Below are 22890 nucleotides of genomic sequence, written 5' to 3' on the forward strand. Positions count from 1 at the left end.
TATGGAGAAAATTCTGTTTACACAAAATAAATTTAAATTAATGTGAAAATATATATTCCGGAAATAGATTTTTCTGTTGTAAAAAAGAAGCAATTGTTTTTATTAACCCGACCTTTCTTTGCTGATTTTGGATGGTGTAATAATCAAATGGTTAAACAAGAATGGAAATTAAAAGACAATTTTGAATATACATCTCAGCTAGAAGAGGCAAATATTATTTTGATTGGAGTGCCAATTAATCAATATAAAAAAAATAATAAAGATTTTCAACTGATTGAGTATAATCAGCTTTGTGTAAAGCATAATATAAAGGGTTATGGTTATATTTCAGATGATTTTGGAATTGCTTACCCCGAATTTTCGAATCTTACTTACTTTAGAATGGGTGGATTTAAGAGTCAATTATCAACTAAAAATTTAGGTTTTCCAGTTCCACTTTCAGATCATTTTCAACGAATTTATAAACTTGAAAACCCAATTCCTAAAGATAAAACTGAAAAACCGATTGTTGGATTTTGTGGTCATGCAACAAATTCAACTGTAAAAAGGTTTAAGGAACTCGCAAAATGTTTAATGGAAAACAGCAGAAGAGTTATTGAGAATCCTTTTAGAAAAGATTGGGAGCCTATGTTTGCCTCAGCTTACGAACGATGGAGTTTGCTCCAATTTTTAGAAAAATCAAAAAAAATCACTTGCAATTTTATTTATCGAACTCAATATAGAGGAGGTGCTCAAACTCCTGAACAGAGAGAATTTACAACAAAAGAATATTATGACAACATAGCACAATCAGACTATGTTTTATGTGTTCGAGGTGCAGGAAATTTTTCCGTTCGATTTTATGAAACTTTACTAATGGGTAAAATACCTATATTTGTAAACACAGATTGTTTGTTGCCTTTAGAACATGAAATTGATTGGAAAAAGCATACGGTTTGGGTTGAGTGGAATGAACGTAATCAAATTGCGGAAAGAGTTTTTGCGTTTCATGATAAGCTTACAAATGTGCAATTTATATCACTACAAAAAAGTAATAGACAGCTATGGAAAGAAAAACTTTCTGTAGCTCATTTTTTAGAAATCTTAGCACATGCTGTTTAATTTTTTAAAATATATTAAACCAACTTGGTATTTTAATCTTAAGCCAACTCGTGATTGGGGGTATTTTCCTTTGCCGGAGCAATTAGAACAACTTAATTTATTACCCAAAGACACAAATTATTTATCCGAAACTGCTCAAAACAGAGATTGGGCTTATGCTGCTTTTCAAATAGGTTATATAAATAGAAATTATACTGAGGGTAACAATATCTGGCAAAATGAAAAAATTCCAACAAAAGATGAATACCGATTTCTCAGAAAAAATTTTCATCATTTCTGGGTAATTTATACCTTGATGATTCGAATTTTAACCGGGAATAATCCTTTTAAAGAACTCTACGGATTTTTTAATTCCAGATCAGTCAAAAGAGTTGATTATTCATTATCAGCTCTAGAATATTCAGAGTATGATATTTTTGAAAGTTCATTGGTAAAAAGTAATCCTTTAGTTTCCATAATTATTCCAACTTTAAATCGCTATATTTATTTAAAAGATGTTTTAAAAGATTTAGAAAATCAGAGTTACACAAATTTTGAAGTTATTATTGTTGATCAGTCAGAACCTTATCAGGAAGATTTTTATAAAGAATGGAATTTAAATTTACGATTTTGGTATCAAAAAGAAAAAGCTTTATGGAAGGCACGTAATGAGGCAATTAAAGAAGCAAAAGGAGAGTGGATTTTATTGTATGATGATGATTCTAGAATCGAATCAAATTGGGTTTTTGAACACCTTAAAACGATTGACTTTTTTAAGGCTGATATCTCCTCTGGAGTTTCTTTAAGTGTTGTTGGTGCTGAGATACCAAAACATTACAGTTATTTTCGCTGGAGTGATCAATTGGATACCGGAAATGTATTGTTAAAAAAAGGAATCTTTACTAAAATTGGTTTTTTTGATTTAAAATTTGAAAAGCAAAGGATGGGAGATGGAGAATTTGGATTACGAGCCTATCTAAACGGGTATAAAAACATTTCAAATCCAAAGGCTAAAAGAATTCATTTGAAAGTTAGTGAAGGTGGATTACGTCAAATGGGAAGTTGGGATGGTTGGAGACCAAAAAAAATTTTTGGACCACGACCCGTACCCAGTGTTTTGTATTTGTCCAGAAAATATTTTGGAGATAGTGCTAGTCGATTAATGTTGTTAAAAGAAATTATACCGGCGATGATTCCTTATAGATTTAAAGGAAATAAAGTAGTGTATGGATTATCTTTTTTAGTATCACCATTGTTTTTTCCCATACTCATTTTTCAAATGATAAAATCATGGCAATTGGCTACCATAAAATTGAAGGAGTAATGATTTTTTTAATTTGTAAATTATGAAAGAACAATTTTATTTTTTTGGAGATGATATAAAAAGGATGTTAGGAAAACAAAAAATAAGAATATTATTTATTTGGTTGAGCAGATCTTTTTGGGGAATTGGGTTGTATAGATTGGAAAGAAGTTTATATTTACTTTTTGGTAAGTATTACAAGGGAGTGAGAATAATTTTTATTCCAATTTTCAATTTAATTCAGTCTTACTCAAATATTGATATTCATTATCACGCTGATATAAAAGGAGGGATTAATGTTTTACATCCTTCGATAGGTATTGTTGTTTCTGGAAAAGCAATAATCGGAAAAAATTTATCGTTAACAGGAGGTAACATAATTGGAGTAAAAGAAAAGTGTGAACCAAATTCTTTTATCATCGGTGATAATTGTACTTTAGGAGCTAATGCAGTAATTCTAGGGCCACTAATGCTCGGCGATAGTATTACAATTGGAGCATCAGCCTGTTTGTTAAAAGATTGTTTAATTAACAATTCTGTTTTAGTAGGGGTTCCTGCATCAAGAGTAGAAAATAAGTAACAAATAATTTTTAGAAATCTTTTAAAGAAAATACTTTTAAAAGTAGATTAAAAAAGTAAGTTAATGTTTTTAAAATAATCAATAATTAATTTAGATAATTAAGGTGTTTAAAAAATTAAAAAAAATAGTTGTATTTTATCTTTTCAAGAAAGCTGACAAGTATCAAGCTTTTGAAATAGCTGGGGTAAAATTAAAAGGGTCAAAAGGAACATTTAGAACTAAGGTTGATAAAGATGACGCTTGGTATTTTGAATTAGTAAAAAATAGCGAACATGTCTTTGATATTGGTTCAAATATTGGTTATATGTCATTATTAGCGGCAATTCAAAATAAGAATAAAAGTGTGCTTTTAGCAGATCCTAATCCGGAAGCTTTGGCAGAGGCAGCTCAAAATATGGTGATAAATGGATTTGGTTTAAAAACAAAATTTGTAAATGCTTTTATAAGCGATAAAGATGGAGAAAAAATAAAATTTTATACCGTAGGAACCGGTGAAGCGGGTAGTATGTTTTCAGGACATGCTGAAACTGCTAAAGCAGTGAATTCTTATTATTTTGTTAGTCAAATGACTATTGATACTATTGTTGATAAGGTAAAAGTTGTTCCCGATTTAATCAAAATTGATGTAGAAGGAGCAGAATCATTAGCATTGCAAGGGGCAATAAAAACAGCCTCACTTAAAAAAACAAAGTTTATGATAGAAATGCATTCCCCACCAGAATTGCCAATGGTACAAAATGCAAAAAAAGTTTTAGATTGGTGTATTTCAAATCAATATAATGCATTTTATCTCTGTAATTCAAAACGAATTGAGTCGCCTGAAGTTATTGCCCATAGGGGAAAATGTCATTTATTATTATTGCCGGAAAATGAATTGTTTCCGGAATATTTAAAAAACATTAAAGAAGGGAGTCAATTACCTAAAAATATAAATTGAGGAATATTATTTTACTTACTTCTGAATTTCCTCCTTTGCCTGGTGGTATTGGTACTCATGCTTTACAGTTAGCAATGGGTTTATCACAAAATGGATATATGGTAACAGTGATTACCGATCGTCGATCTGATGATTGGGAAAAAGAAGATATTTTTGATACTAATTTAAGTTTTAAGGTAATTCGAATTGCAAAAAAAAGTTTTGGAAGAACTTACTGGAATAGAATTCTACAAACAATAATTCAAATTATTAAAGGAAAGCAACAAATTGTTATTGGTTCAGGAAAATTTTCACTTTGGACTATTGGTTTTGTATCGCTGTTTTTTAGAAATAATAAATACTTAGGGGTGATTCATGGGACAGAATTAAGAGCAGGTGGTTCAATTAGTAAATTGCTTACTAAGTTGAGTTTAAAAAAATGCAGAAAATTAATTGCTGTTTCTAATTTTACAAAAAATAAAATATTGGATATATTGCCATTAGCGAAAGTAGTTGTAATAAATAATGGAGTTGTTTTGCCTGTAATAAAAAAGGAATTAATTGAAAAAGAATTAGGAATTTCATTAGTAACTGTTGGAAATTTGACTCAAAGAAAAGGGCAGCATAATGTGATTAATGCTTTACCAGAAATACTGAAATCAAATAGTTCCGTGCACTATCATTGTATAGGCATTTTATCAGAATTAGATAAAAATATTACCTTAACATTGAAGATGAATGTTATAGAAAATGTTACTTTCCACGGTGTTTTATCTGACAATGAAATGTATAATCAAATGCAAAGGAGTCACATTTTTATGATGTTAAGTGAAAATTTGAGTAATGGTGATTTTGAAGGATTTGGAATTGCAGTATTAGAAGCAAATGCATTAGGACTTCCAGCTATTGGGTCCAAAAACTCAGGTATTGCAGACGCTATAAAAGATGGTTTTAATGGAAAGTTAGTTTCCCCCCATAATCCAGTTGAAATCAAAGAAGCTATTTTAGAAATTTTGAATAACTATAATAGCTATTCAATTCAAGCAAAACAATGGGCTTTACAAAGTAAATGGGAATATATTATTCCAAAATATATTAATGTTTTAGAAGAATGAAAAGAAAGAAACTTGTTATAATATCACACACAGAACATTATATTGAAGAAGGAATTCCTAAAGGATGGGGACCAACTGTTCATGAAATTAATTATTTAGCAAATCATTGGGAAGAAGTTGTACATGTAGCCTGTTTGTATAATGAAAAGCCACCATTAAGTTCAGTTGCTTATAATCAGTCTAATATTACTTATGTTCCAATACCAGCTTACGGAGGGAACACATTTTTTAAAAAAATGAATATTCTTTTTAAAATGCCTGGAATAATTCGGACTGTAAAAAAGAATTTGGCAAATGCTACTGAAGTACAGCTTAGAGTACCCACCGCAATGGGATTATTTTTATTGCCTTTATTTACATGGATTTGGAAGAGGAAATACATTTTTTGGGTTAAATATGCCGGTGATTGGGAACAAGAGCGACCACCTAGATCAAATGGATGGCAACGATGGTTTTTGCAAAAAAAATGGATTAATTTTCCGGTTACAATTAATGGTTTTTGGCTAAATCAAGCTCCACAATGTTTTTCTTTTGAGAATCCTTGTTTGACACAGCTTAACATAAAAGAGGGAGCAAAAATTGCAGATAATAAAAAGTTCGAACCTCCTTTTGTATTAACTTTTGTAGGTCGTATTGACCATGTAAAAGGGGTTGACAGAATTTTGAATGCCTTAGCAACGATTCCAAAAGAAAAAATTAAAGAAATACATATTATTGGTGATGGTCCAAATAAGATTATGTGTGAATTACAAGCAAAAAATCTTGACCTTTCCGTTCAGTTTCATGGCTATTTAGATAGACCTAGTGTTCATCATTATTTAGCAAAATCTCATTTTTTTATGCTCCCTAGTTCTAATGAGGGTTTCCCAAAAGTAATTGCTGAGGCTGCTTGTTATGGTACTATACCTGTGGTGTCTAATGTAAGTAGCATAAAGCATTATTTAAATGATGAAAACGGGTTTGTTTGGGATTTAAAGGGTAAAGTTACTTATTCGGAAGTAGTTCAAAGTGCGTTTGAAACATCTAACGAAAAACTTCTTTTAAAAGCAAATAAAATTCAAGAGCTCTCAGAATTGTTTACTTTTGATCACTATTATTTTCATTTGTGTAATTCTGTTTTAAATTTAAAAAGTAAAAAGTAAAAAGTAAAAAGTAAAAAATGTACACTAATACCCAGTATAACAGTTTACTAGTTTTTCACTCCGGATTAGGAGTGTTATTTTTTATTTTTAGGCCCATGGCAATTGTTTATGGGTTATTGATTTTGTTGATAGGTGTTTTTTGGATTTTTAGAAATCATAATAAAAATGAAGAGGCATTATTAGTTGCGGCTTATTTTATGGGGGCTGAGGTTTTTTTAAGAATGACAAAAGGAACTCTGAATTATGAATTCGTAAAGTACTCAGTAATGGGGGTGCTGCTTTTAGGAATGTATTTTAAAGGATTTTCAAAGAATGCAGTTCCTTACTTAGTTTTTTTTATTTTATTATTACCAGGAATTGTTATGGGTATGCTAACAATAAATCAAGAAGAAAGATTCAGGCAGATATTAATGTTTAACCTGTCTGGACCATTTTGTCTAATAATTGCCTCAATTTATTGTTATAACAGAAAAATAACTTTTAAAAAATTAATGGATGTACTTCTCTTTGCGGGATTGCCGATTATTGGTTGTGCAACATATTTAGTTTTGTATACCCCTGATTTAAAAGAAGTTTTAGTAAACACCGGTTCAAATTTTGATACATCTGGTGGTTTTGGTCCAAATCAAGTTGCTACCATTTTAGGGTTTGGTTTATTTGCTTTTTTTGCAAGAGCATTATTTTCTTCTCCAACAAAATGGCAATTACTTATTAATCTTTTAATTGTTTGCTTTTTTAGTTATCGAGCCTTGTTAACTTTTTCCAGAGGGGGATTATTAACTGGCTTATTTATGGTAATACTTTTATTAGGTATAGTTTTTTTTAAAGGTAATAGTAATGCTAAAATGAAAATAGTATTATCTATCGGTACTTTAATTTCTGTTTTTATTATTATTTGGTTATATACTGTTTTTTTAACAGGTGGATTAATTGAGAAAAGATATGCTAATCAAGATGCCCAAGGAAGAGAAAAAGCAAGTATGCTTTCCGGAAGAGAGGAAATTGCTTTAACAGAAATTGATTTGTTTTTAGAGAGCCCCTATTTGGGTGGTGGTGTTGGAAGTGGAACAGTATATAGAAGACAATTATTTGATGCAAGTATAGCCTCTCATAATGAAGTAACCAGAATGATTGGTGAGCATGGAATGTTTGGAATAATGGGACTTTTATTACTAATTGCAACACCTCTTTTTCTATTTATAGATAATAGAAACCATTTTTTTCTATTGAGTTTTTTGGCTTTTTGGTTTCTAACCTTAAATCATGCAGCCATGAGAACTGCAGCTCCTTCTTTTGTTTATGCATTATGTTTATTAAAAATCCAAATGGATGAAAACACTGTTATATATAGGAAACAAATTATCGAAACATGGAATAAACGTTTCAACAATTGAGACGCTAGGGCCGCTTTTAGAAAAAGAAGGTTTCAATGTAATTATGTCATCGTCTAAAAATAACCCTATTCTTAGGTTATTAGATATGATTTTTGATACTGTTATTAATTTTAAAAAAGTTGATTTCGTTTTAATTGATACCTACAGTACACTAAATTTTTGGTATGCTTTCATAATTAGTCAATGTTGTCGGTTATTAAAAATCAAGTATATCCCCATTTTGCATGGAGGTAATTTGCCAAATAGAATTAAGAAAAATCCTTTTTTGTCAAGGTTACTTTTCAATAATTCTTATATAAATATTACACCATCCGGTTATTTGTTTCATCACTTAAAGGAGTTTCAGATAAAAAATGTTAAACAAATTCCAAATACTATTTCTGTTTCTGAGTATAATCACGATTTAAGAAATATTGTAAGACCTAGGCTTCTTTGGGTGAGAGCTTTTGCATCGATTTACAATCCTGAAATGGCTTTAAAGGTTTTTTCTAAGTTGAAAAAAATTTATCCTGATGCTGAATTATGTATGGTTGGTCCTTATAAAGATATGAGCAAAGAGGTTGTTCAACAGTTAATTGAAAAGAACAAAGTAGATATTAAATTATCAGGTAGATTAACAAAAGCTGAATGGACTCAACTTTCAAAAAAATATGATATTTTCATTAATACTACCCATTTTGACAATACTCCCGTAAGTGTTATCGAAGCAATGGCACTTGGACTGCCAATTGTATCAACAAATGTTGGCGGTATTCCATTTCTTCTTGAAGATAGGGAAAACGCACTATTGGTAAATGATTCAGATGTAGATGAAATGGTGAAGTCAATTACAGAATTGATTGAGAACCCGGAATTAGCAAGAAAATTAAGTGTAAACGGGCGAAAAGAAGCAGAACAATTTGATTGGAATGTTGTTAAAAACCAATGGAAAGAAATATTAAAATAGGGTAAAAAATCTTTCATAAATTACTAAATTGCACCTTCAATTTAAATATTGAAAATAATGCAAAGTAAAAAGAAAATACATTTTGAAGTTTCCGAGAGAAAAATACTTCTCCGACTCTTTGATGTATTATTTGTTTTACTTTCACTTTATATTGTTGGGATAGTATTTCAATTTGACTATTTCTCAATCACCACTTATAATTTTTATTGGATTATTGTTTTAGGAGCTTATATCCTAATTATAGGTTCTGTTTTTGAAATGTATAATCTTCAAGTAGCCAGTAATCAATTTCAGGTTATAAAGAGTATAATATTGACGTCTTCTACAACTGTTTTAGTTTTTTTATTGACGCCATTTTTTACACCAACATTACCCTCAAATCGGTTGCAAATTCTATATTTTTATATAGCAATTTTTATCGCTTTATTTTTATGGAGGATGTTTTATTTAAAATACCTGGCTTCACATCGTTTTGAAAAGAAAGTTATTCTAATTTGTGAAAAAGAATTAGCCGATGAATTGATTTTGGGATTAAAAAGTGTAGACCCGCATTATACTATAGTTGCCTTAGTTAATACAGATGAAAATTCAGATTTTTCTATTCTAAATAAAACGGTTTCTATTATTTCTGTGGCCGGTTTAGAAAAATTTGTTTCAAAGAATTCAATTTCTGAGATTGTTATAGCTACTCAAAAAACAGAAGAAATTACAGTAGATTTATATAATAAATTGTTGCTACTACTTGAAAATGGTTTTATCATTAGAGAATATACCCATGTTTATGAGAACTTGACACAACGGATTCCTGTTCAATACGTTGCGAGAGATTTTTATCGATATTTTCCTTTTAGTCGAAGTAATCAAAATCAATTGTACTTACTTTTTGTTAGAATATTTGAATACATAATAGCGATAATTGGAATTACTCTTGGTTTGTTTTTTGTTCCATTTATTTTAATTGGTAATTTTATAGGAAATCGAGGGAAACTTTTTTATTCTCAAATTCGGGTAGGTAAAAATGGAGAAGAGTTCAGGATTATTAAATTCAGAACGATGGTCAAAAATGCAGAATCAGCTGGAGCTGTTTTTGCCACTACAAATGATGCCAGAATAACTCCGTTTGGGAAATTTTTAAGAAAAAGCAGAATTGATGAGTTTCCTCAGTTTATAAATATCTTATTAGGACATATGGCTGTTATCGGTCCGAGACCTGAAAGACCTGTTTTTGTCAATGAAATTGCTGAAATTATGCCTTTTTATCAAACGCGTCATGTTGTAAAACCGGGATTAACAGGTTGGGCTCAGGTAAATTATTCTTATGGAGATTCTATTGATGACAGTTTAATCAAATTGCAATATGATTTGTACTACATCAAACATCGAAGCATTTTTTTAGATTTTAATATAATGCTTAAAACCCTAAGTACAATCTTATTTTTTAGGGGTCAATAAATTATTGAGTTGAAAGGATTCTTTTTCTTAATTTAAAAAGAATTATTACTATCGTCAGTAGAATAGGTAGCATTTGGAACAAATGTGTTTTGTTTAGCATAAAAAGCAAATAAATGCTAAAACTTGTCAAAACAAAGTAAAATATGCGTTTAAACCAAATCAAATTCTTCCTGATATAGCAATAAACTAATCCAATTAAAAACGGATTAAAAAGCAGAACATTATAGTTTTGTAATACTTCCCGATGCAAAGAATAAAATCCCACTAATGACAGGAAGATTCCTAAACTACCTAAAAGGAATAAAAAAAGCAGGTATATCCAATTTCTATTAGAAACCACAACTAATACTAAAAATAATAGAAAAGTATAAATAGTATTCCACCATGAATTTGAAAGTAATGTAACATCTTGTTGGAATAATGTTACCGTTTTACCGGCTAAAGGTTTGTTGTTAACTTCAAGTTGCTCTAAACTTTTTAATAATTCAATTGGAAGAAATAATTGTTCAGCTTTTTCATCGGTTCTGTGGCCAAAAATAATATTGATTCCTAATTTTTCATAAAATAAATTAGCTAAATATGGATTAAGAACATCACGATAACTTTCTTCGATATTGCCCACTTTTTTAATAACAGGTTTCCCTAATTCATCATTTATTTTGTCAACCACCATTGTTGTGCAGTTTTTATCAATAAATTTATAAGTATAAAAGCGTCCTTCAGAAAATACAGCTTGATTTAAATTATCAAAAAGTTTTTGCTTTTGTTCCGTTGTTAAATTTAATTCCTGTTCAAAAACACTTCTGTTTTCCATTCGATAGGAATACATAAAATGTTCAAATGAACTGTTGGCAACATAGTATTGCATATCGCCTTTTACAAATTTTAAATAAAAATTGGGCGTACTGAAATCAAACATACCAAAGTTATAGACCACATCTATACCACGAGAGGGTTCTTGAATACGAATACCGGTATGTCCGAAAATAGAATGCAATTCTTCACCACTTCCACAAGTTAAAATACTTATTTTAGATTGTGGAGATAGGGGATAGGTTTGACTAAATAGAGATTGTCCATTAAGTGAAATAAACAATAATAAAATATAGAAATGTAATTTTTGAATCATACGAACTATCTAAAAATTCCCAAATCTACTTTGACCGAGAAAACATTTGAATATAATGCGGCACTTTGATCGCCAATATCGGTTAATGCATAATCGATTTGAATTCCTTTGTATTTAAAACCTAAACCAATATTAGGTTGAAATCCCACTTTTTCTGAATTGTCAATTTGTTGGATGTTTTGAAAATTCCCTACTCCGGCTCTTAAAAATACTAAATCGGTATACCCAAATTCAAAGCCAAAAGCCGGATCAATACTAACGCCATCAGTTGAAATAATATCATTGGTTTTGGCAAACTGCATATTCAAATTTAATGAACTCAGTAAAGTATAATCATAATTAAATTCGAATTTTCTTGAAATTCCAAATTGAGCTTTTGGAAGCGTAATTTCTGTGCTTTCCGGCAATTCCTGATTTTCACCCGGTATCGCATCGGCAATGCTTTGGAATTTCTCTTCATCAATGTTCCAAACATTATAGGTTGTTGTGATGTCTCTGACCATTAACCCAAATTTCCAGTCATTACGTTCAAATTGAATCCCAACATCTATTCCAAAACCCCACGAATTAGCAAATTTTCCTATAATTCTTCGGATAATTTTTGCATTTACTCCGTATTGCCAACCCGGTACTTGAAGACTTCTGGCATATGAAAAAGTTGCTCCGTAATCAGCAGTTGAAAATAAATTAATTCGGTTATAATCAATATTTCCTTCGCTGTCAATAAGTTGAGTAGTGTCTAGAATGTCATCAACTCCAAAACGTATTAATGAAAATCCCCAAGCACTCCGGTCATCAATTGGCATGGCAAAGGCAGCATAATCATACTGGGCTATATTGGCAAAATAGCTGGCATGCATTAAAGATAGCTGATTGTCTTCTAAATGGATTAATCCTGCCGGATTCCAATAGCCTGAATTCACATCGTTTGAATTGGCTGTAACAGCATTTGACATTCCTAAAGCCGCTGCATCTACACCAATATTCATGAACTCATTAGAATATTTTCTGATGGATTGGCTATAAGAAAAGGACGTGATGAACAGCAAAAAACATATAAAGGTTTTTTTCAAAGCAAATTTTTTATATACCCTTTGGGTTTTACAATTTTTTCTCAAAAATAGAAAATTTTAGTGAGGTGCTTCTTTCTATTGATGAAATAAAACAGAAAAAAACACTCCCATAAAAATATCAAGTAAAAAACGCACTTGTTTGTGAGTTATTGTATTAAATTTGTTTTCAAACCATTGAATATGAATATTAAGTCGAAAATACCCAATTTTATTACATTATTAAACTTATTATCAGGCTGTATAGCGTTAGTTTTTGTAGCTAGAAATCGGTTTGATATTGCTTTTTTCTTTGTTTGTTTGGGAATATTTTTTGATTTTTTTGATGGTTTTTTTGCCCGTTTATTTAAAGTTCAAAGTCCATTGGGGGTTCAATTAGATTCTTTAGCAGATATGGTAACCAGTGGAGCTGTTCCCGGATTTGTGATGTTTCAATTGATTTTTAAGTATCAAAATGAAGGTATTTCAGTATTTGATGATTTTTTTCCAACCAACCATATTTTGCCATTGGCTGGTTTTCTAATAACATTAGGTTCTTGTTATCGTTTGGCTAAATTTAATATTGATACCCGTCAAACTAATTCTTTTATTGGTTTGCCTACTCCGGCCAATGCATTATTTATATTAAGTATCCCTTTAATTATAGATTCTACAACTTTTTTAGGATTAAAAGAATTCTTGAGTAACCCTTACTTTTTGATGGCGATTTCAGCTTTTAGTGCTTATATCTTAAATGCTGAGATTCCTCTTTTCTCTTTAAAAATGAAGAATTTTTCATGGGAAACGCACAAGATACAAGTCCTTTTTTTACTGTTTTCCCTAATTTTATTGTTTAGTCTTAAGATACTAGGATTGCCATTAGTAATATTACTTTATGTTCTGCTTTCTGTAATTCAAAATAAAATGGATCAATAATCGTTTTGAGTTTCATTATTTTCTAATAAATGAGAAAACCGGTTAAAAGAAAACCTACTGTAAAAAGAAAATCCAGTCGTAAAAAATCGCCTTTTTCAGGAAAGTTTTTATCTATTGGAGCATTTTTATTATTTCTATTATTTATTGGAATTGCAGGATATCATTATAGAGAAGCATTGGCTTACTATTTTAGTTTTCGCTCCAGACATGAATTAAAAACGGCTAATACTACAAAAATTGAAGGAGCAAGAATTTTCCAAGTATTAAGCAAACATTCTTCAAATGTCTTTGGTTTAGATGTTTCAGAATACCAAGGTGATATTCGTTGGGAAGAAGTTAAAACAGTTGAAGATACCTTCCAATTAGCGTTTGCATTCATCAGGGCAACTGCAGGGAAAGATAGAATTGATGCTAAATTTAAACATAATTGGTCGAAAGCAAAAGAAAACGGATTTGTTTGTGGAGCCTATCACTATTATCGTCCCAATGAAAATTCAATTAAACAAGCTGATAATTTCATCAAAACTGTTACGCTTAAAAAAGGAGATTTTCCTCCAATTTTAGATATTGAAAACTTACCTAAAACACAATCAATCGATAGTTTAAAAGTTGGATTACGTCGATGGTTAACAAAAGTTGAAAACCATTATGGTGTTAAACCGATTATTTATTCAGGCGAAAGTTATTATAAAGATTTTTTGAAAAAAGAATTTAAAGGCTACTCATTTTGGATTGCCAATTACAATTTTTTTGTAGAACAAATTAAAGATGATTGGCTTTTTTGGCAGTTTACTGAAAAAGCTACAATTCCAGGAATCAAAGGTCCTGTCGATATCAATATTTATAATGGAACTCCAAAAATGTTGAACTATTTCGTTTTGCAGTGACGTAAACTTAAAATTCCAGCTTTTTTTTACGCAATTCAAAATTTTGTCCTAAATATACTTTTCTAACCATTTCATCAGCAGCAAGTTCTTCCGGAATACCGGCTTTTAAGATACCACCTTCAAACATTAAATAAGTTTTGTCCGTGATTGCTAACGTTTCTTGAACGTTATGGTCGGTAATCAGTATACCGATGTTTTTATTTTTTAATTGTGCAACAATTCGTTGAATGTCCTCTACTGCTACAGGGTCAACTCCGGCAAATGGTTCATCTAATAAGATAAATTTTGGGTCAGTTGCTAAGGCTCTTGCAATTTCAGTTCTCCGGCGTTCACCACCGGATAATAGGTCACCTCTATTCGTTCTAATGTGTTGTAATCCAAATTCATCAATCAAACTTTCCATTTTTGCTTCCTGTTCAGCTTTGGAAAGTTTGGTTAACTGTAAAACGCTTAAAATGTTATCTTCAATGCTTAATTTTCTAAAAACGGAAGCTTCTTGAGCTAAATACCCAATTCCATTTTGAGCCCTTTTGTACATTGGAAAGTCGGTGATTTCTAAATCGTCAAGAAATATTTTACCACTATTGGGTTTAACTAAACCAACAATCATGTAAAAAGAAGTGGTTTTTCCGGCACCATTTGGGCCTAATAAACCCACAATTTCTCCTTGGTTTACCTCTACAGAAACGCCTTTAACAACACTTCTTCCTTTGTATGTTTTAACAATATTTTCGGCTCTTAATTTCATTTTTATAGTTGCTAGTTCCTGATTTTATGAGATTATATTCTAACACAAATAAACAAATTTTGTAGATTGTATAACCTAAATTAACAATAGATTATCTTATTGCTGATTTTCTAAAGCTTCCCAAAATTCATAAGCTCGACGTAAATGTGGAATAACTATTGTTCCTCCAACTAAGGTGGCAATTCCCATCGCTTCCATCATTTCTTCACGAGTTATACCGTGTTTATAACTAGTTTCTAAATGGTATTTGATGCAATCATCACAACGTAAAACGGCTGAAGCGACTAAGCCTAATAACTCTTTTGTTTTTACATCCAATGCACCTTCTGCATAAGCATTGGTATCTAAATTAAAAATACGTTTGATAATTAAGTTATTATCAGAAAGTAGTTTTTCGTTCATTTTGGAACGATAATCATTAAATTCTTGAACTATATTTGACATAGATTAAATATTAATTTGAATTAGATTCTTTCAATTGTTTTCTCACTACAAGATAGCTTATTAAAATACTAAATTCATAGAGAATCATAATAGGAATAGCAACAATTACTTGACTGATAACATCGGGAGGTGTAATAATGGCAGAAACGATTAAGACAATGACAAGAGCATATTTTCTGTATTTTTTCAAAAATTCAGGAGTAATCAAGCCCATTTTGGACAAAAAGTAAATTATAATAGGTAGTTCAAATAAAACACCACAAGCAATGACGGATGTTTTAATCATACTGGTATAAGATTCTAAATTGAATTCATTTACAATTTCAGTACTTGTAGTGAAGGAACCAAAAAAGTAAACTGAAAGCGGGGTAATAATAAAATATCCGAAAAGCACTCCAATGAAAAAAAGGAAAGAAGATATGATGACAAAAGCTCCTGCATATTTTTTTTCCTTAGAATAGAGAGCAGGACTTATAAATTTCCAAACTTCCCACAATATAAAAGGAAAACCTACTACAAATCCAACCGTTATAGATACCCATATTAATAAAGATACTTGTCCACCCATATCGGTATTCTGAATGATAAAAGGCATTTCAACATTGCAAATATCAGAATCTGTAAATCCAAAGAATTGGGTTACTTTACAAAAAAAGTGATAAGTTATAAAGTCCGGATCTTTAGGGCCAAAAAGAATATCAGTAAAAATAAAATCACTGAAGAAAAAAGCGACAATAGCAAGAACCAAAATGATTGATACACTTCGAACTAACATCCATCTTAATTCTTCAAGATGGTCTAGAAATGACATTTCTTTGGTGTTTTTATCTGCCATTATACAATTCCTTCTTTTAAAATATCATGTAAATGGATTACACCTTTATAAATAGAGTCATCACTCACAATGAGTTGTGTGATTGAAAAATCTTCCATGATGTTAAGGGCTTTCACCACCATATCATCAGATTGAATCATTTTTGGATTTACGGTCATTATATCCCTAGCTTTAATGCCTGTGATTGTTTCTGTTTTACTCAGCATTCTTCGAATATCACCATCAGTAATGATACCAATAATTTTATCATTTTCTATTACAGCAGTTACACCTAATCTTTTTTCAGAAATTTCAAAAATAACAGTTTGAATGGTTGCATCTGCTTGTACCATTGGTTTCCTTGAATCATCCAACATATCTTTAACCCGAAGCAATAATTTTTTACCTAAAGCTCCGCCCGGGTGATATTTGGCAAAATCTTCACTTTTAAAATTTCTTATTTCCATGAGACAAACTGCTAAACAATCACCCATTACTAATTGTGCTGTTGTACTGTTTGTTGGTGCTAAATTATTCGGACAAGCTTCTTTTTCAACAGTTGTATCTAAAACATAAGTTGAATTTTTAGCTAAAAAGGAAGATAGGTTCCCGGTCATAGCAATTAAAGTGTTACCAAAACGATTTAAAATGGGAACTAAAATTTTTATTTCCGGACTATTGCCGCTTTTTGAAATGCAAATAATGATGTCATTGGGTTGTACCATTCCTAAATCACCGTGAACTGCTTCTGATGCATGTAAAAACAAGGAAGGTGTTCCGGTAGAATTTAAAGTAGCTACAATTTTTTGAGCAATAATGGCACTTTTCCCAATTCCGGTTACAATCAATCGCCCTTTTGATTCATAAATCAAACGTACGCAATCAGCTAAGTCATCTGTCAGTAATTCAGAGAGTTTTGAAATGGCTTTACTTTCTGATAAAATGGTTTCTTTAGCGGTTGCTAAAATTTTTTCTTTTGTTATCAAAACGGAATAGATATAAAATTTGTATGAATAAAAGAAAGTTGTATCTTTATGGATGCAAATTTAATTAAAATACCATTACATAAGAATGAATCCCAACGAAATTGATATTCACAAGGAATTAAAAAAGTATTTTGGTTTCGATCACTTTAAAGGCTTACAAGAGCAAGTCATAAAAAGTATTTTGAATAAAGAAAATACTTTTGTTATAATGCCAACAGGTGGTGGTAAATCGTTGTGCTACCAATTACCCGCTTTAATTCAAGACGGAACTGCAATTGTGGTTTCTCCTTTGATTGCTTTGATGAAGAACCAAGTTGATGCCATCAGGAGCGTTTCTTCTGAGGATGGTATTGCACATGTATTGAATTCTTCATTAACGAAAACAGAAATAAATCAAGTTAAAAAGGATATTGTTTCAGGAATTACCAAATTATTATATGTTGCTCCCGAATCTTTAGCAAAAGAAGAGTATGTAGATTTTTTAAAATCGGTGCCTATTTCATTCATAGCCATTGATGAAGCTCATTGTATTTCAGAATGGGGACATGACTTCCGACCTGAATATAGAAACCTAAAAAATATTATAAAACATTTGGGAAATGTACCGGTCATTGGATTAACTGCGACCGCTACTCCAAAAGTTCAAGAAGATATTCTTAAAAATCTGGACATGTCTGATGCTACTACATATAAAGCATCGTTCAATCGTCCTAATTTATTTTATGAAATACGCCCAAAAACAAAAAATATAGAATCGGATATTATCAAATTTATAAAGCATAATAAAGGTAAGTCCGGTATTATTTATTGTTTAAGCAGAAAAAAGGTAGAAGAAATTGCCCAAGTTTTACAAGTTAACGGAATCAGTGCCGTTCCTTATCATGCGGGATTAGATGCTAAGACCAGAGCGAAGCATCAAGATATGTTTTTGATGGAAGATGTAGAAGTAGTTGTGGCAACAATTGCTTTTGGTATGGGAATTGACAAGCCGGATGTTCGCTTTGTAATTCACCATGATATTCCTAAGTCACTGGAAAGTTACTATCAGGAAACCGGTCGTGCAGGTCGTGATGGAGGCGAAGGACATTGTATGGCTTATTATTCTTATAAAGATGTTGAAAAACTAGAAAAATTCATGTCAGGTAAACCTGTTGCTGAGCAAGAAATAGGTTTTGCCTTGTTACAAGAAGTTGTTGCTTATGCCGAAACTTCGATGTCAAGACGTAAATTTTTATTACATTATTTTGGGGAAGAATTTGATAATGAAACCGGGGAAGGTGGTGACATGGATGACAATGTTCGCAATCCTAAAGCGAAAGCAGAAGCCAAAGACGATGTAGTAAAAGTGCTTAAGGTTGTTCGGGATACAAAACATTTATATAAATCGAAAGAAATCGTATTTACCTTAATGGGTAAAATAAATGCCGTAATTAAAGCACATAGAACCGATACGCAAGACCTTTTTGGCTGTGGTAGTGATCATGATGAACGGTATTGGATGGCTTTAATACGTCAAGTATTAGTGGCAGGATTGTTACATAAAGATATCGAAACATATGGAATTTTAAAACTTTCAAAAGAAGGAGCAGAGTTTATTAAAAATCCAAGTTCCTTTATGATGACTGAAGATCATGAATACAGTGAAGTAGAAGATGATGCTATTGTCGCTGCGTCTAAATCTACCGGTACTGCAGATGAGGCTCTTATGGTTATATTGAAAGATTTACGTAAAAAAGAAGCCAAAAAATTGGGGGTTCCTCCTTTTGTAGTTTTTCAAGATCCTTCCTTAGAAGATATGGCTTTGAAATACCCAATTTCAATTGATGAATTGGGTAATGTACATGGAGTGGGAGAAGGTAAAGCGAAAAAATATGGAAAACCATTTATTGAATTAATTGCTCGCTACGTTGAAGAGAATGACATTATTCGTCCGGATGATTTAATTGTTAAATCAACCGGAGCTAATTCGGCTAATAAATTATATATTATACAGAATATTGACAGGAAATTATCATTAGAAGATATTGCTAAAGCTAAAGGACTGACAATGGATAATTTATTGAAAGAGATGGAACAGATAGTTTATTCCGGAACGAAATTAAATATTAAGTATTGGGTTGATGAAATCCTGGATGATGACCAACAAGAAGAAATTCACGACTATTTTATGGATTCTCAAACCGATAAAATAGAAGATGCTCTCAAAGAATTTGATGGTGAATATGATATTGAAGAATTGCGTTTAATGCGTATTAAATTTATTAGCGAAGTAGCTAATTAGTGTTCAGTTGCAGTTTTAAGTTAGTATTCTCTGTAAACTGCGACTGAAAACTATTCAAACAATTCCCCTCGATGAGGTTTTAAGGCATCTCTTACCGCTATCATGTTTTCATCGGAAACAACCATAAATGCGATGGCATACATTTCATTGTATATTTCAAAACCGGTAATATTTATAGGAAATTTTTCAGCAGTGATAAATTCCTTTAAGTGAATTTCATGGTGTTCCGCAGTTTTGGAAGAAGCAGGGCCTCTGAAATCCCAAATCAATTTTATCCTTCTTGACATCTTTTTTTTAGCAAAAGTAAATTCATTTCTATTACTTTAATAATTCTTTCAACTATTATTTTTATTACTTTTCAAACATTAGTTAGAAAAACATGAAAAATTAAAACTTTTTTTTACATTTGAAAAAAAAATCATATGAAAAACAATTACTTAACAAAAATTCACCTTCTTTTTTTATTTGTTATTAACCTCGGTTTTTCACAAACAAATTATACCGTTTCTGCAATTCCACATCAGATTTATACTTCAACTGCTACACCAATTACAACCAGCGATGATTTGCACTCTGGAGTAATTCCAATTGGTTTTGATTTTAATTATTTCGGAAATAATTTTAATCAATTGACTATCAGTACAAATGGTTATGTCAGTTTTAATTTAAATTTGGCAAGCACTTTTAGTGAGTGGAATTTAAATGCTCAAATTTCTCAACTTAACATAAAGAACTCAATTTTTGCATGTTATCACGATATGTATAATTCAAATCAAACAGGTTCTTTAACTTACTCGTTAGTTGGTTATGCACCATATAGAAAATTTGTTGTCTTGTTCGAAAATCAACCACATTTTTCCTGTACGCAGTTAAAAAGCACATTTCAATTGATATTATATGAAACATTTAACTTCATTGATGTACAAATTGTTGACAAACCGGTTTGTTCTACTTGGAATGGTGGAAACGCTTTAATTGGTATAATAAATGAAAGTGGTAGTATTTCCTACACTCCTCCCGGAAGAAATACAGGAGTTTGGACAGCATCAGAAGAAGGATGGCGATTTGCAAGACCAAATGTAAGTTCAGTATATTATTACACGGTTTGTGATAATGATTTAGATGGATTTGAATCGTTTAATTTGGACTTAATCAAAGAAGCTATCGATTCTAATTTACCGCAAAATGTAACTATTCATGAAACATTATCGGATGCAACCACGGGAGTAAATGCTTTGCCTGGAACAAATTATATTAACATAAATCCATACAATCAAACACTTTATGCCGTTGGTGGCGGGACGATAACAGAAGTTGAAATTTCAGTTGTTGATTGTGCAAATGATTATGATTCAGATTCTGTTTCTACCGATTTAGAAGATGTAAATGGTGATGGAAATCTAGCTAATGACGATACTGATGGTGATGGAATTCCTGATTTTCTCGATAATGATGATGATGGAGATATGGTTTTAACCGAATTTGAATATGTTTTTGGTGATGGAAGAAGTTCAGATGATATAACTAATGTTGATACAGATTTAGACGGAATTCCCAATTATCTTGATAATGATGATGACGGAGATGGTATATTAACCATTGATGAAGATTACAACGGAAACAATAACCCAATGGATGATGACACAAACTCTAACGGTATTGCTGACTTTTTAGAAGAAAGTGTAGCATTGAGTTTAGCAGATGAATCGCAGTTGAAAAGAGCAATATCCATTTACCCAAATCCGGCAAATAATGTGATTAACATCAATAATTTAAGCACTTTTTCAATTGATATTTTTAAAATATTTACGATTAATGGTAGCCTAATCAAAGAATTGAAAAATGCTGATTCCTATCAAAATATAGATGTGAGTCAACTACAATCCGGAGTTTATTTCATCTCAATTGAAGTAAATAATCAAAAACTAAATTATAAGTTTATTAAAAATTAATTTTTTTTTAAAATCTTGATCTAAAAGGTTTGGCAATTGCTGAACCTTTTTTTATGGGATACAAATTAAAAAAATTACTTTTGCAAAAAGATAACGATGCCCAAAGAACTTCTCATTCAAGTAGCACCCGAAGTTGCCGCCAATGATTCTTTATTAAAAGATCATGTGGCTAAGATGATTCGTGTTTCGCTATCAGAAGTTCAACATATTTCGATTGTAAAACGTTCAATTGATGCTCGTCAGAAAGCTATTAAAATCAATTTGAAGTTGATCGTTTTTTTTCAAGGAGAACCTTTTTCTGAACAAAAAATTGAATTACCCCATTATCCAAATGTAGCCAATCAAAAAGAAGTTATCATTATTGGAGCCGGTCCGGCAGGACTTTTTGCCGCTCTTCAACTTATAGAATTAGGTTTAAAACCTATTGTTATTGAACGTGGGAAAGATGTTCGCGGTCGTCGCCGAGATTTAAAAGCCATCAATGTCGATCACATCGTCAACGAAGATTCTAATTATTGTTTTGGCGAAGGTGGAGCAGGTACTTATTCCGATGGAAAACTCTACACGCGGTCCAAAAAACGTGGTGATGTCGATAGAATTTTACAATTATTAGTTGGTTTCGGAGCTTCTCCGGATATTCTAGTTGAAGCTCATCCGCATATTGGAACTAATAAATTACCACAAATTATTCAAGACATTCGTGAAAAAATCATCGAATGCGGCGGACAAGTTTTATTTGAAACCCGTGTGACGGATTTTATTGTCAAAAACAATGAAATGCAAGGAATTTTAACCCAAAATGGAGAAACAATTTCGGCTAATAAAGTGATTTTGGCGACCGGACATTCCGCTCGTGATATTTTCGAATTATTAGACAGAAAAAAAATCCTTATCGAAGCGAAACCTTTTGCATTAGGGGTTCGTGCAGAACATCCACAGGAATTGATTGATTCGATTCAGTATAGCTGCGATTTTCGGGGAGATTATTTGCCACCGGCTCCGTATTCCATCGTCAAGCAAGTGAATGGTCGTGGGATGTATTCGTTTTGTATGTGTCCGGGTGGTGTAATTGCTCCTTGTGCTACTAGTCCGGGTGAAGTGGTTACCAACGGTTGGTCGCCTTCCAAAAGAGATCAAGCTACTGCCAATTCCGGTATTGTAGTAGAATTAAAATTGGAAGATTTTAAACCTTTTGCCAAATTTGGACCTCTAGCCGGAATGGAATTTCAAAAATCTATCGAACAAAAAGCATGGCATTTGGCTGGACAGACACAGAAAGTTCCTGCACAACGAATGATTGATTTTACGCAAAATAAAATTTCTACTTCGATTCCTAAAACATCGTATGTTCCGGGAACGACTTCGGTTGAAATGGGACAGGTTTTTCCTGGTTTTCTTACCCAAATTATGCGAGAAGGTTTTCTTCAATTTGGCAAATCAATGAAAGGATATTTAACCAACGAAGCCATTTTGCATGCACCGGAAAGTCGCACATCATCACCGGTTCGAATTCCCAGAGATGCTCAAACCTTAGAACATCTTCAAATTAAAGGACTCTATCCTTGTGGAGAAGGAGCAGGTTTTGCAGGTGGAATTGTTTCTGCTGCGATTGACGGCGAAAAATGTGCGTTGAAGATTAAGGAGAGTTTGTAAATCTTATAGACTTCAACACCCGTTAAACTTTTCACAAATCTATATAAATTCAAATAAAAACGAACTTTTTCTTACCTTTGAAG

Annotated in this window: 21 protein-coding genes; 14 read left to right on the forward strand and 7 right to left on the reverse strand. The window is 31.5% G+C overall.

Features of this window, described 5'->3' with window-relative positions:
* Nucleotides 1–42: 42 nt before the first annotated feature.
* The 9 genes from C0512_RS07440 (at nucleotide 43) to C0512_RS07480 (ending at nucleotide 9928) form a co-directional block, all read left to right on the forward strand.
* Nucleotides 43–1101 carry an exostosin family protein gene (locus C0512_RS07440; protein ID WP_290860133.1) on the forward strand — a complete coding sequence of 353 codons (1059 nt, stop codon included), beginning with the start codon at nucleotides 43–45 and terminating at the stop codon, nucleotides 1099–1101.
* A complete protein-coding gene (locus C0512_RS07445; protein WP_290860134.1) occupies nucleotides 1091–2404 on the forward strand; it encodes a glycosyltransferase family 2 protein in 1314 nt (437 codons plus the stop codon). Before C0512_RS07440 ends, C0512_RS07445 begins: the two co-directional genes overlap by 11 nt.
* A 22-nt stretch (nucleotides 2405–2426) precedes the next feature.
* The gene (locus C0512_RS07450; protein WP_290860135.1) at nucleotides 2427–2963 is read left to right on the forward strand and encodes a serine acetyltransferase; all 537 of its coding nucleotides are present in this window, start codon (nucleotides 2427–2429) and stop codon (nucleotides 2961–2963) included.
* Nucleotides 2964–3066: 103 nt separating this feature from the next.
* The gene (locus tag C0512_RS07455; RefSeq protein WP_290860136.1) at nucleotides 3067–3900 is read left to right on the forward strand and encodes an FkbM family methyltransferase; all 834 of its coding nucleotides are present in this window, start codon (nucleotides 3067–3069) and stop codon (nucleotides 3898–3900) included.
* On the forward strand, nucleotides 3897–4994 hold the full coding sequence (locus C0512_RS07460; protein ID WP_290860137.1) for a glycosyltransferase family 4 protein: 1098 nt from the start codon (nucleotides 3897–3899) through the stop codon (nucleotides 4992–4994). Before C0512_RS07455 ends, C0512_RS07460 begins: the two co-directional genes overlap by 4 nt.
* Nucleotides 4991–6136, forward strand: coding sequence for a glycosyltransferase (locus tag C0512_RS07465; RefSeq protein WP_290860138.1), 1146 nt, complete (start codon nucleotides 4991–4993; stop codon nucleotides 6134–6136). The genes C0512_RS07460 and C0512_RS07465 overlap by 4 nt, the downstream gene beginning before the upstream one ends.
* A 17-nt stretch (nucleotides 6137–6153) precedes the next feature.
* Nucleotides 6154–7530, forward strand: coding sequence for an O-antigen ligase (locus C0512_RS07470; RefSeq protein ID WP_290860139.1), 1377 nt, complete (start codon nucleotides 6154–6156; stop codon nucleotides 7528–7530).
* Entirely contained in the window at nucleotides 7466–8476 is a 1011-nt protein-coding gene (locus tag C0512_RS07475) for a glycosyltransferase family 4 protein (protein ID WP_290860140.1), read from the forward strand. The genes C0512_RS07470 and C0512_RS07475 overlap by 65 nt, the downstream gene beginning before the upstream one ends.
* A 57-nt stretch (nucleotides 8477–8533) precedes the next feature.
* Nucleotides 8534–9928, forward strand: a complete 1395-nt coding sequence (locus C0512_RS07480) for an exopolysaccharide biosynthesis polyprenyl glycosylphosphotransferase (RefSeq protein WP_290860141.1) — start codon at nucleotides 8534–8536, stop codon at nucleotides 9926–9928.
* Nucleotide 9929: 1 nt separating this feature from the next.
* Here the strand turns inward: C0512_RS07480 and C0512_RS07485 are convergent, their stop codons facing one another.
* Together C0512_RS07485 and C0512_RS07490 are read right to left on the reverse strand one after the other, a co-directional pair.
* Nucleotides 9930–11057 (reverse strand): DUF4105 domain-containing protein, encoded by a 1128-nt coding sequence (locus tag C0512_RS07485; RefSeq protein ID WP_290860142.1) that lies wholly within the window; start codon nucleotides 11055–11057, stop codon nucleotides 9930–9932.
* A gap of 5 nt (nucleotides 11058–11062) precedes the next feature.
* A complete protein-coding gene (locus C0512_RS07490) occupies nucleotides 11063–12046 on the reverse strand; it encodes a PorV/PorQ family protein (RefSeq protein ID WP_290860194.1) in 984 nt (327 codons plus the stop codon).
* A 264-nt stretch (nucleotides 12047–12310) separates the two neighbouring features.
* On the opposite strand from C0512_RS07490, the gene C0512_RS07495 reads away from it, so the two are divergent.
* Both C0512_RS07495 and C0512_RS07500 read left to right on the forward strand, forming a co-directional pair.
* Nucleotides 12311–13042 carry a CDP-alcohol phosphatidyltransferase family protein gene (locus C0512_RS07495; protein ID WP_290860143.1) on the forward strand — a complete coding sequence of 244 codons (732 nt, stop codon included), beginning with the start codon at nucleotides 12311–12313 and terminating at the stop codon, nucleotides 13040–13042.
* A gap of 29 nt (nucleotides 13043–13071) precedes the next feature.
* Complete coding sequence (locus C0512_RS07500; RefSeq protein WP_290860144.1) at nucleotides 13072–13929, forward strand: glycoside hydrolase family 25 protein; 858 nt, start codon at nucleotides 13072–13074, stop codon at nucleotides 13927–13929.
* Nucleotides 13930–13936: 7 nt separating this feature from the next.
* Here C0512_RS07500 and lptB read toward each other — a convergent pair whose 3' ends face one another.
* The 4 genes from lptB to C0512_RS07520 form a co-directional block, all read right to left on the reverse strand.
* Nucleotides 13937–14677 carry an LPS export ABC transporter ATP-binding protein gene (gene lptB / locus C0512_RS07505; RefSeq protein ID WP_290860145.1) on the reverse strand — a complete coding sequence of 247 codons (741 nt, stop codon included), beginning with the start codon at nucleotides 14675–14677 and terminating at the stop codon, nucleotides 13937–13939.
* A 96-nt stretch (nucleotides 14678–14773) separates the two neighbouring features.
* A complete protein-coding gene (locus C0512_RS07510; RefSeq protein WP_290860146.1) occupies nucleotides 14774–15121 on the reverse strand; it encodes a carboxymuconolactone decarboxylase family protein in 348 nt (115 codons plus the stop codon).
* Nucleotides 15122–15131: 10 nt separating this feature from the next.
* Nucleotides 15132–15956 (reverse strand): twin-arginine translocase subunit TatC, encoded by an 825-nt coding sequence (gene tatC, locus C0512_RS07515; protein WP_290860147.1) that lies wholly within the window; start codon nucleotides 15954–15956, stop codon nucleotides 15132–15134.
* On the reverse strand, nucleotides 15956–16921 hold the full coding sequence (locus tag C0512_RS07520) for a KpsF/GutQ family sugar-phosphate isomerase (RefSeq protein WP_290860148.1): 966 nt from the start codon (nucleotides 16919–16921) through the stop codon (nucleotides 15956–15958). The genes tatC and C0512_RS07520 overlap by 1 nt, the downstream gene beginning before the upstream one ends.
* Nucleotides 16922–17006: 85 nt before the next feature.
* Here C0512_RS07520 and recQ point away from each other — a divergent pair, with 85 nt between their 5' ends.
* Nucleotides 17007–19202, forward strand: coding sequence for a DNA helicase RecQ (recQ, locus tag C0512_RS07525; protein WP_290860149.1), 2196 nt, complete (start codon nucleotides 17007–17009; stop codon nucleotides 19200–19202).
* A 50-nt stretch (nucleotides 19203–19252) separates the two neighbouring features.
* On the opposite strand, the gene C0512_RS07530 is transcribed toward recQ, so the two are convergent.
* Nucleotides 19253–19489 (reverse strand): hypothetical protein, encoded by a 237-nt coding sequence (locus tag C0512_RS07530; RefSeq protein ID WP_290860150.1) that lies wholly within the window; start codon nucleotides 19487–19489, stop codon nucleotides 19253–19255.
* Nucleotides 19490–19624: 135 nt separating this feature from the next.
* Between C0512_RS07530 and C0512_RS07535 the strand changes: the two genes are divergently transcribed.
* Entirely contained in the window at nucleotides 19625–21154 is a 1530-nt protein-coding gene (locus C0512_RS07535) for a T9SS type A sorting domain-containing protein (protein ID WP_290860151.1), read from the forward strand.
* 96 nt (nucleotides 21155–21250) lie between these two features.
* The gene (locus tag C0512_RS07540; protein ID WP_290860152.1) at nucleotides 21251–22807 is read left to right on the forward strand and encodes an NAD(P)/FAD-dependent oxidoreductase; all 1557 of its coding nucleotides are present in this window, start codon (nucleotides 21251–21253) and stop codon (nucleotides 22805–22807) included.
* The last annotated feature ends 83 nt before the right edge of the window (nucleotides 22808–22890 follow it).

Source organism: Flavobacterium sp., from assembly GCF_013822155.1.
Lineage (GTDB): Bacteria > Bacteroidota > Bacteroidia > Flavobacteriales > Flavobacteriaceae > Flavobacterium.

Coding starts and splice junctions, on each gene's coding strand:
- C0512_RS07445 (WP_290860134.1), top strand. CDS start 1,091: ATGCTGTTTAATTTTTTAAAATATATTAAACCAACTTGGTATTTTAAT.
- C0512_RS07450 (WP_290860135.1), top strand. CDS start 2,427: ATGAAAGAACAATTTTATTTTTTTGGAGATGATATAAAAAGGATGTTA.
- C0512_RS07465 (WP_290860138.1), top strand. CDS start 4,991: ATGAAAAGAAAGAAACTTGTTATAATATCACACACAGAACATTATATT.
- C0512_RS07470 (WP_290860139.1), top strand. CDS start 6,154: ATGTACACTAATACCCAGTATAACAGTTTACTAGTTTTTCACTCCGGA.
- C0512_RS07475 (WP_290860140.1), top strand. CDS start 7,466: ATGAAAACACTGTTATATATAGGAAACAAATTATCGAAACATGGAATA.
- C0512_RS07480 (WP_290860141.1), top strand. CDS start 8,534: ATGCAAAGTAAAAAGAAAATACATTTTGAAGTTTCCGAGAGAAAAATA.
- C0512_RS07485 (WP_290860142.1), bottom strand. CDS start 11,057: ATGATTCAAAAATTACATTTCTATATTTTATTATTGTTTATTTCACTT.
- C0512_RS07490 (WP_290860194.1), bottom strand. CDS start 12,046: ATGAATATTGGTGTAGATGCAGCGGCTTTAGGAATGTCAAATGCTGTT.
- C0512_RS07495 (WP_290860143.1), top strand. CDS start 12,311: ATGAATATTAAGTCGAAAATACCCAATTTTATTACATTATTAAACTTA.
- C0512_RS07500 (WP_290860144.1), top strand. CDS start 13,072: ATGAGAAAACCGGTTAAAAGAAAACCTACTGTAAAAAGAAAATCCAGT.
- lptB (WP_290860145.1), bottom strand. CDS start 14,677: ATGAAATTAAGAGCCGAAAATATTGTTAAAACATACAAAGGAAGAAGT.
- C0512_RS07510 (WP_290860146.1), bottom strand. CDS start 15,121: ATGTCAAATATAGTTCAAGAATTTAATGATTATCGTTCCAAAATGAAC.
- tatC (WP_290860147.1), bottom strand. CDS start 15,956: ATGGCAGATAAAAACACCAAAGAAATGTCATTTCTAGACCATCTTGAA.
- recQ (WP_290860149.1), top strand. CDS start 17,007: ATGAATCCCAACGAAATTGATATTCACAAGGAATTAAAAAAGTATTTT.
- C0512_RS07530 (WP_290860150.1), bottom strand. CDS start 19,489: ATGTCAAGAAGGATAAAATTGATTTGGGATTTCAGAGGCCCTGCTTCT.
- C0512_RS07535 (WP_290860151.1), top strand. CDS start 19,625: ATGAAAAACAATTACTTAACAAAAATTCACCTTCTTTTTTTATTTGTT.
- C0512_RS07540 (WP_290860152.1), top strand. CDS start 21,251: ATGCCCAAAGAACTTCTCATTCAAGTAGCACCCGAAGTTGCCGCCAAT.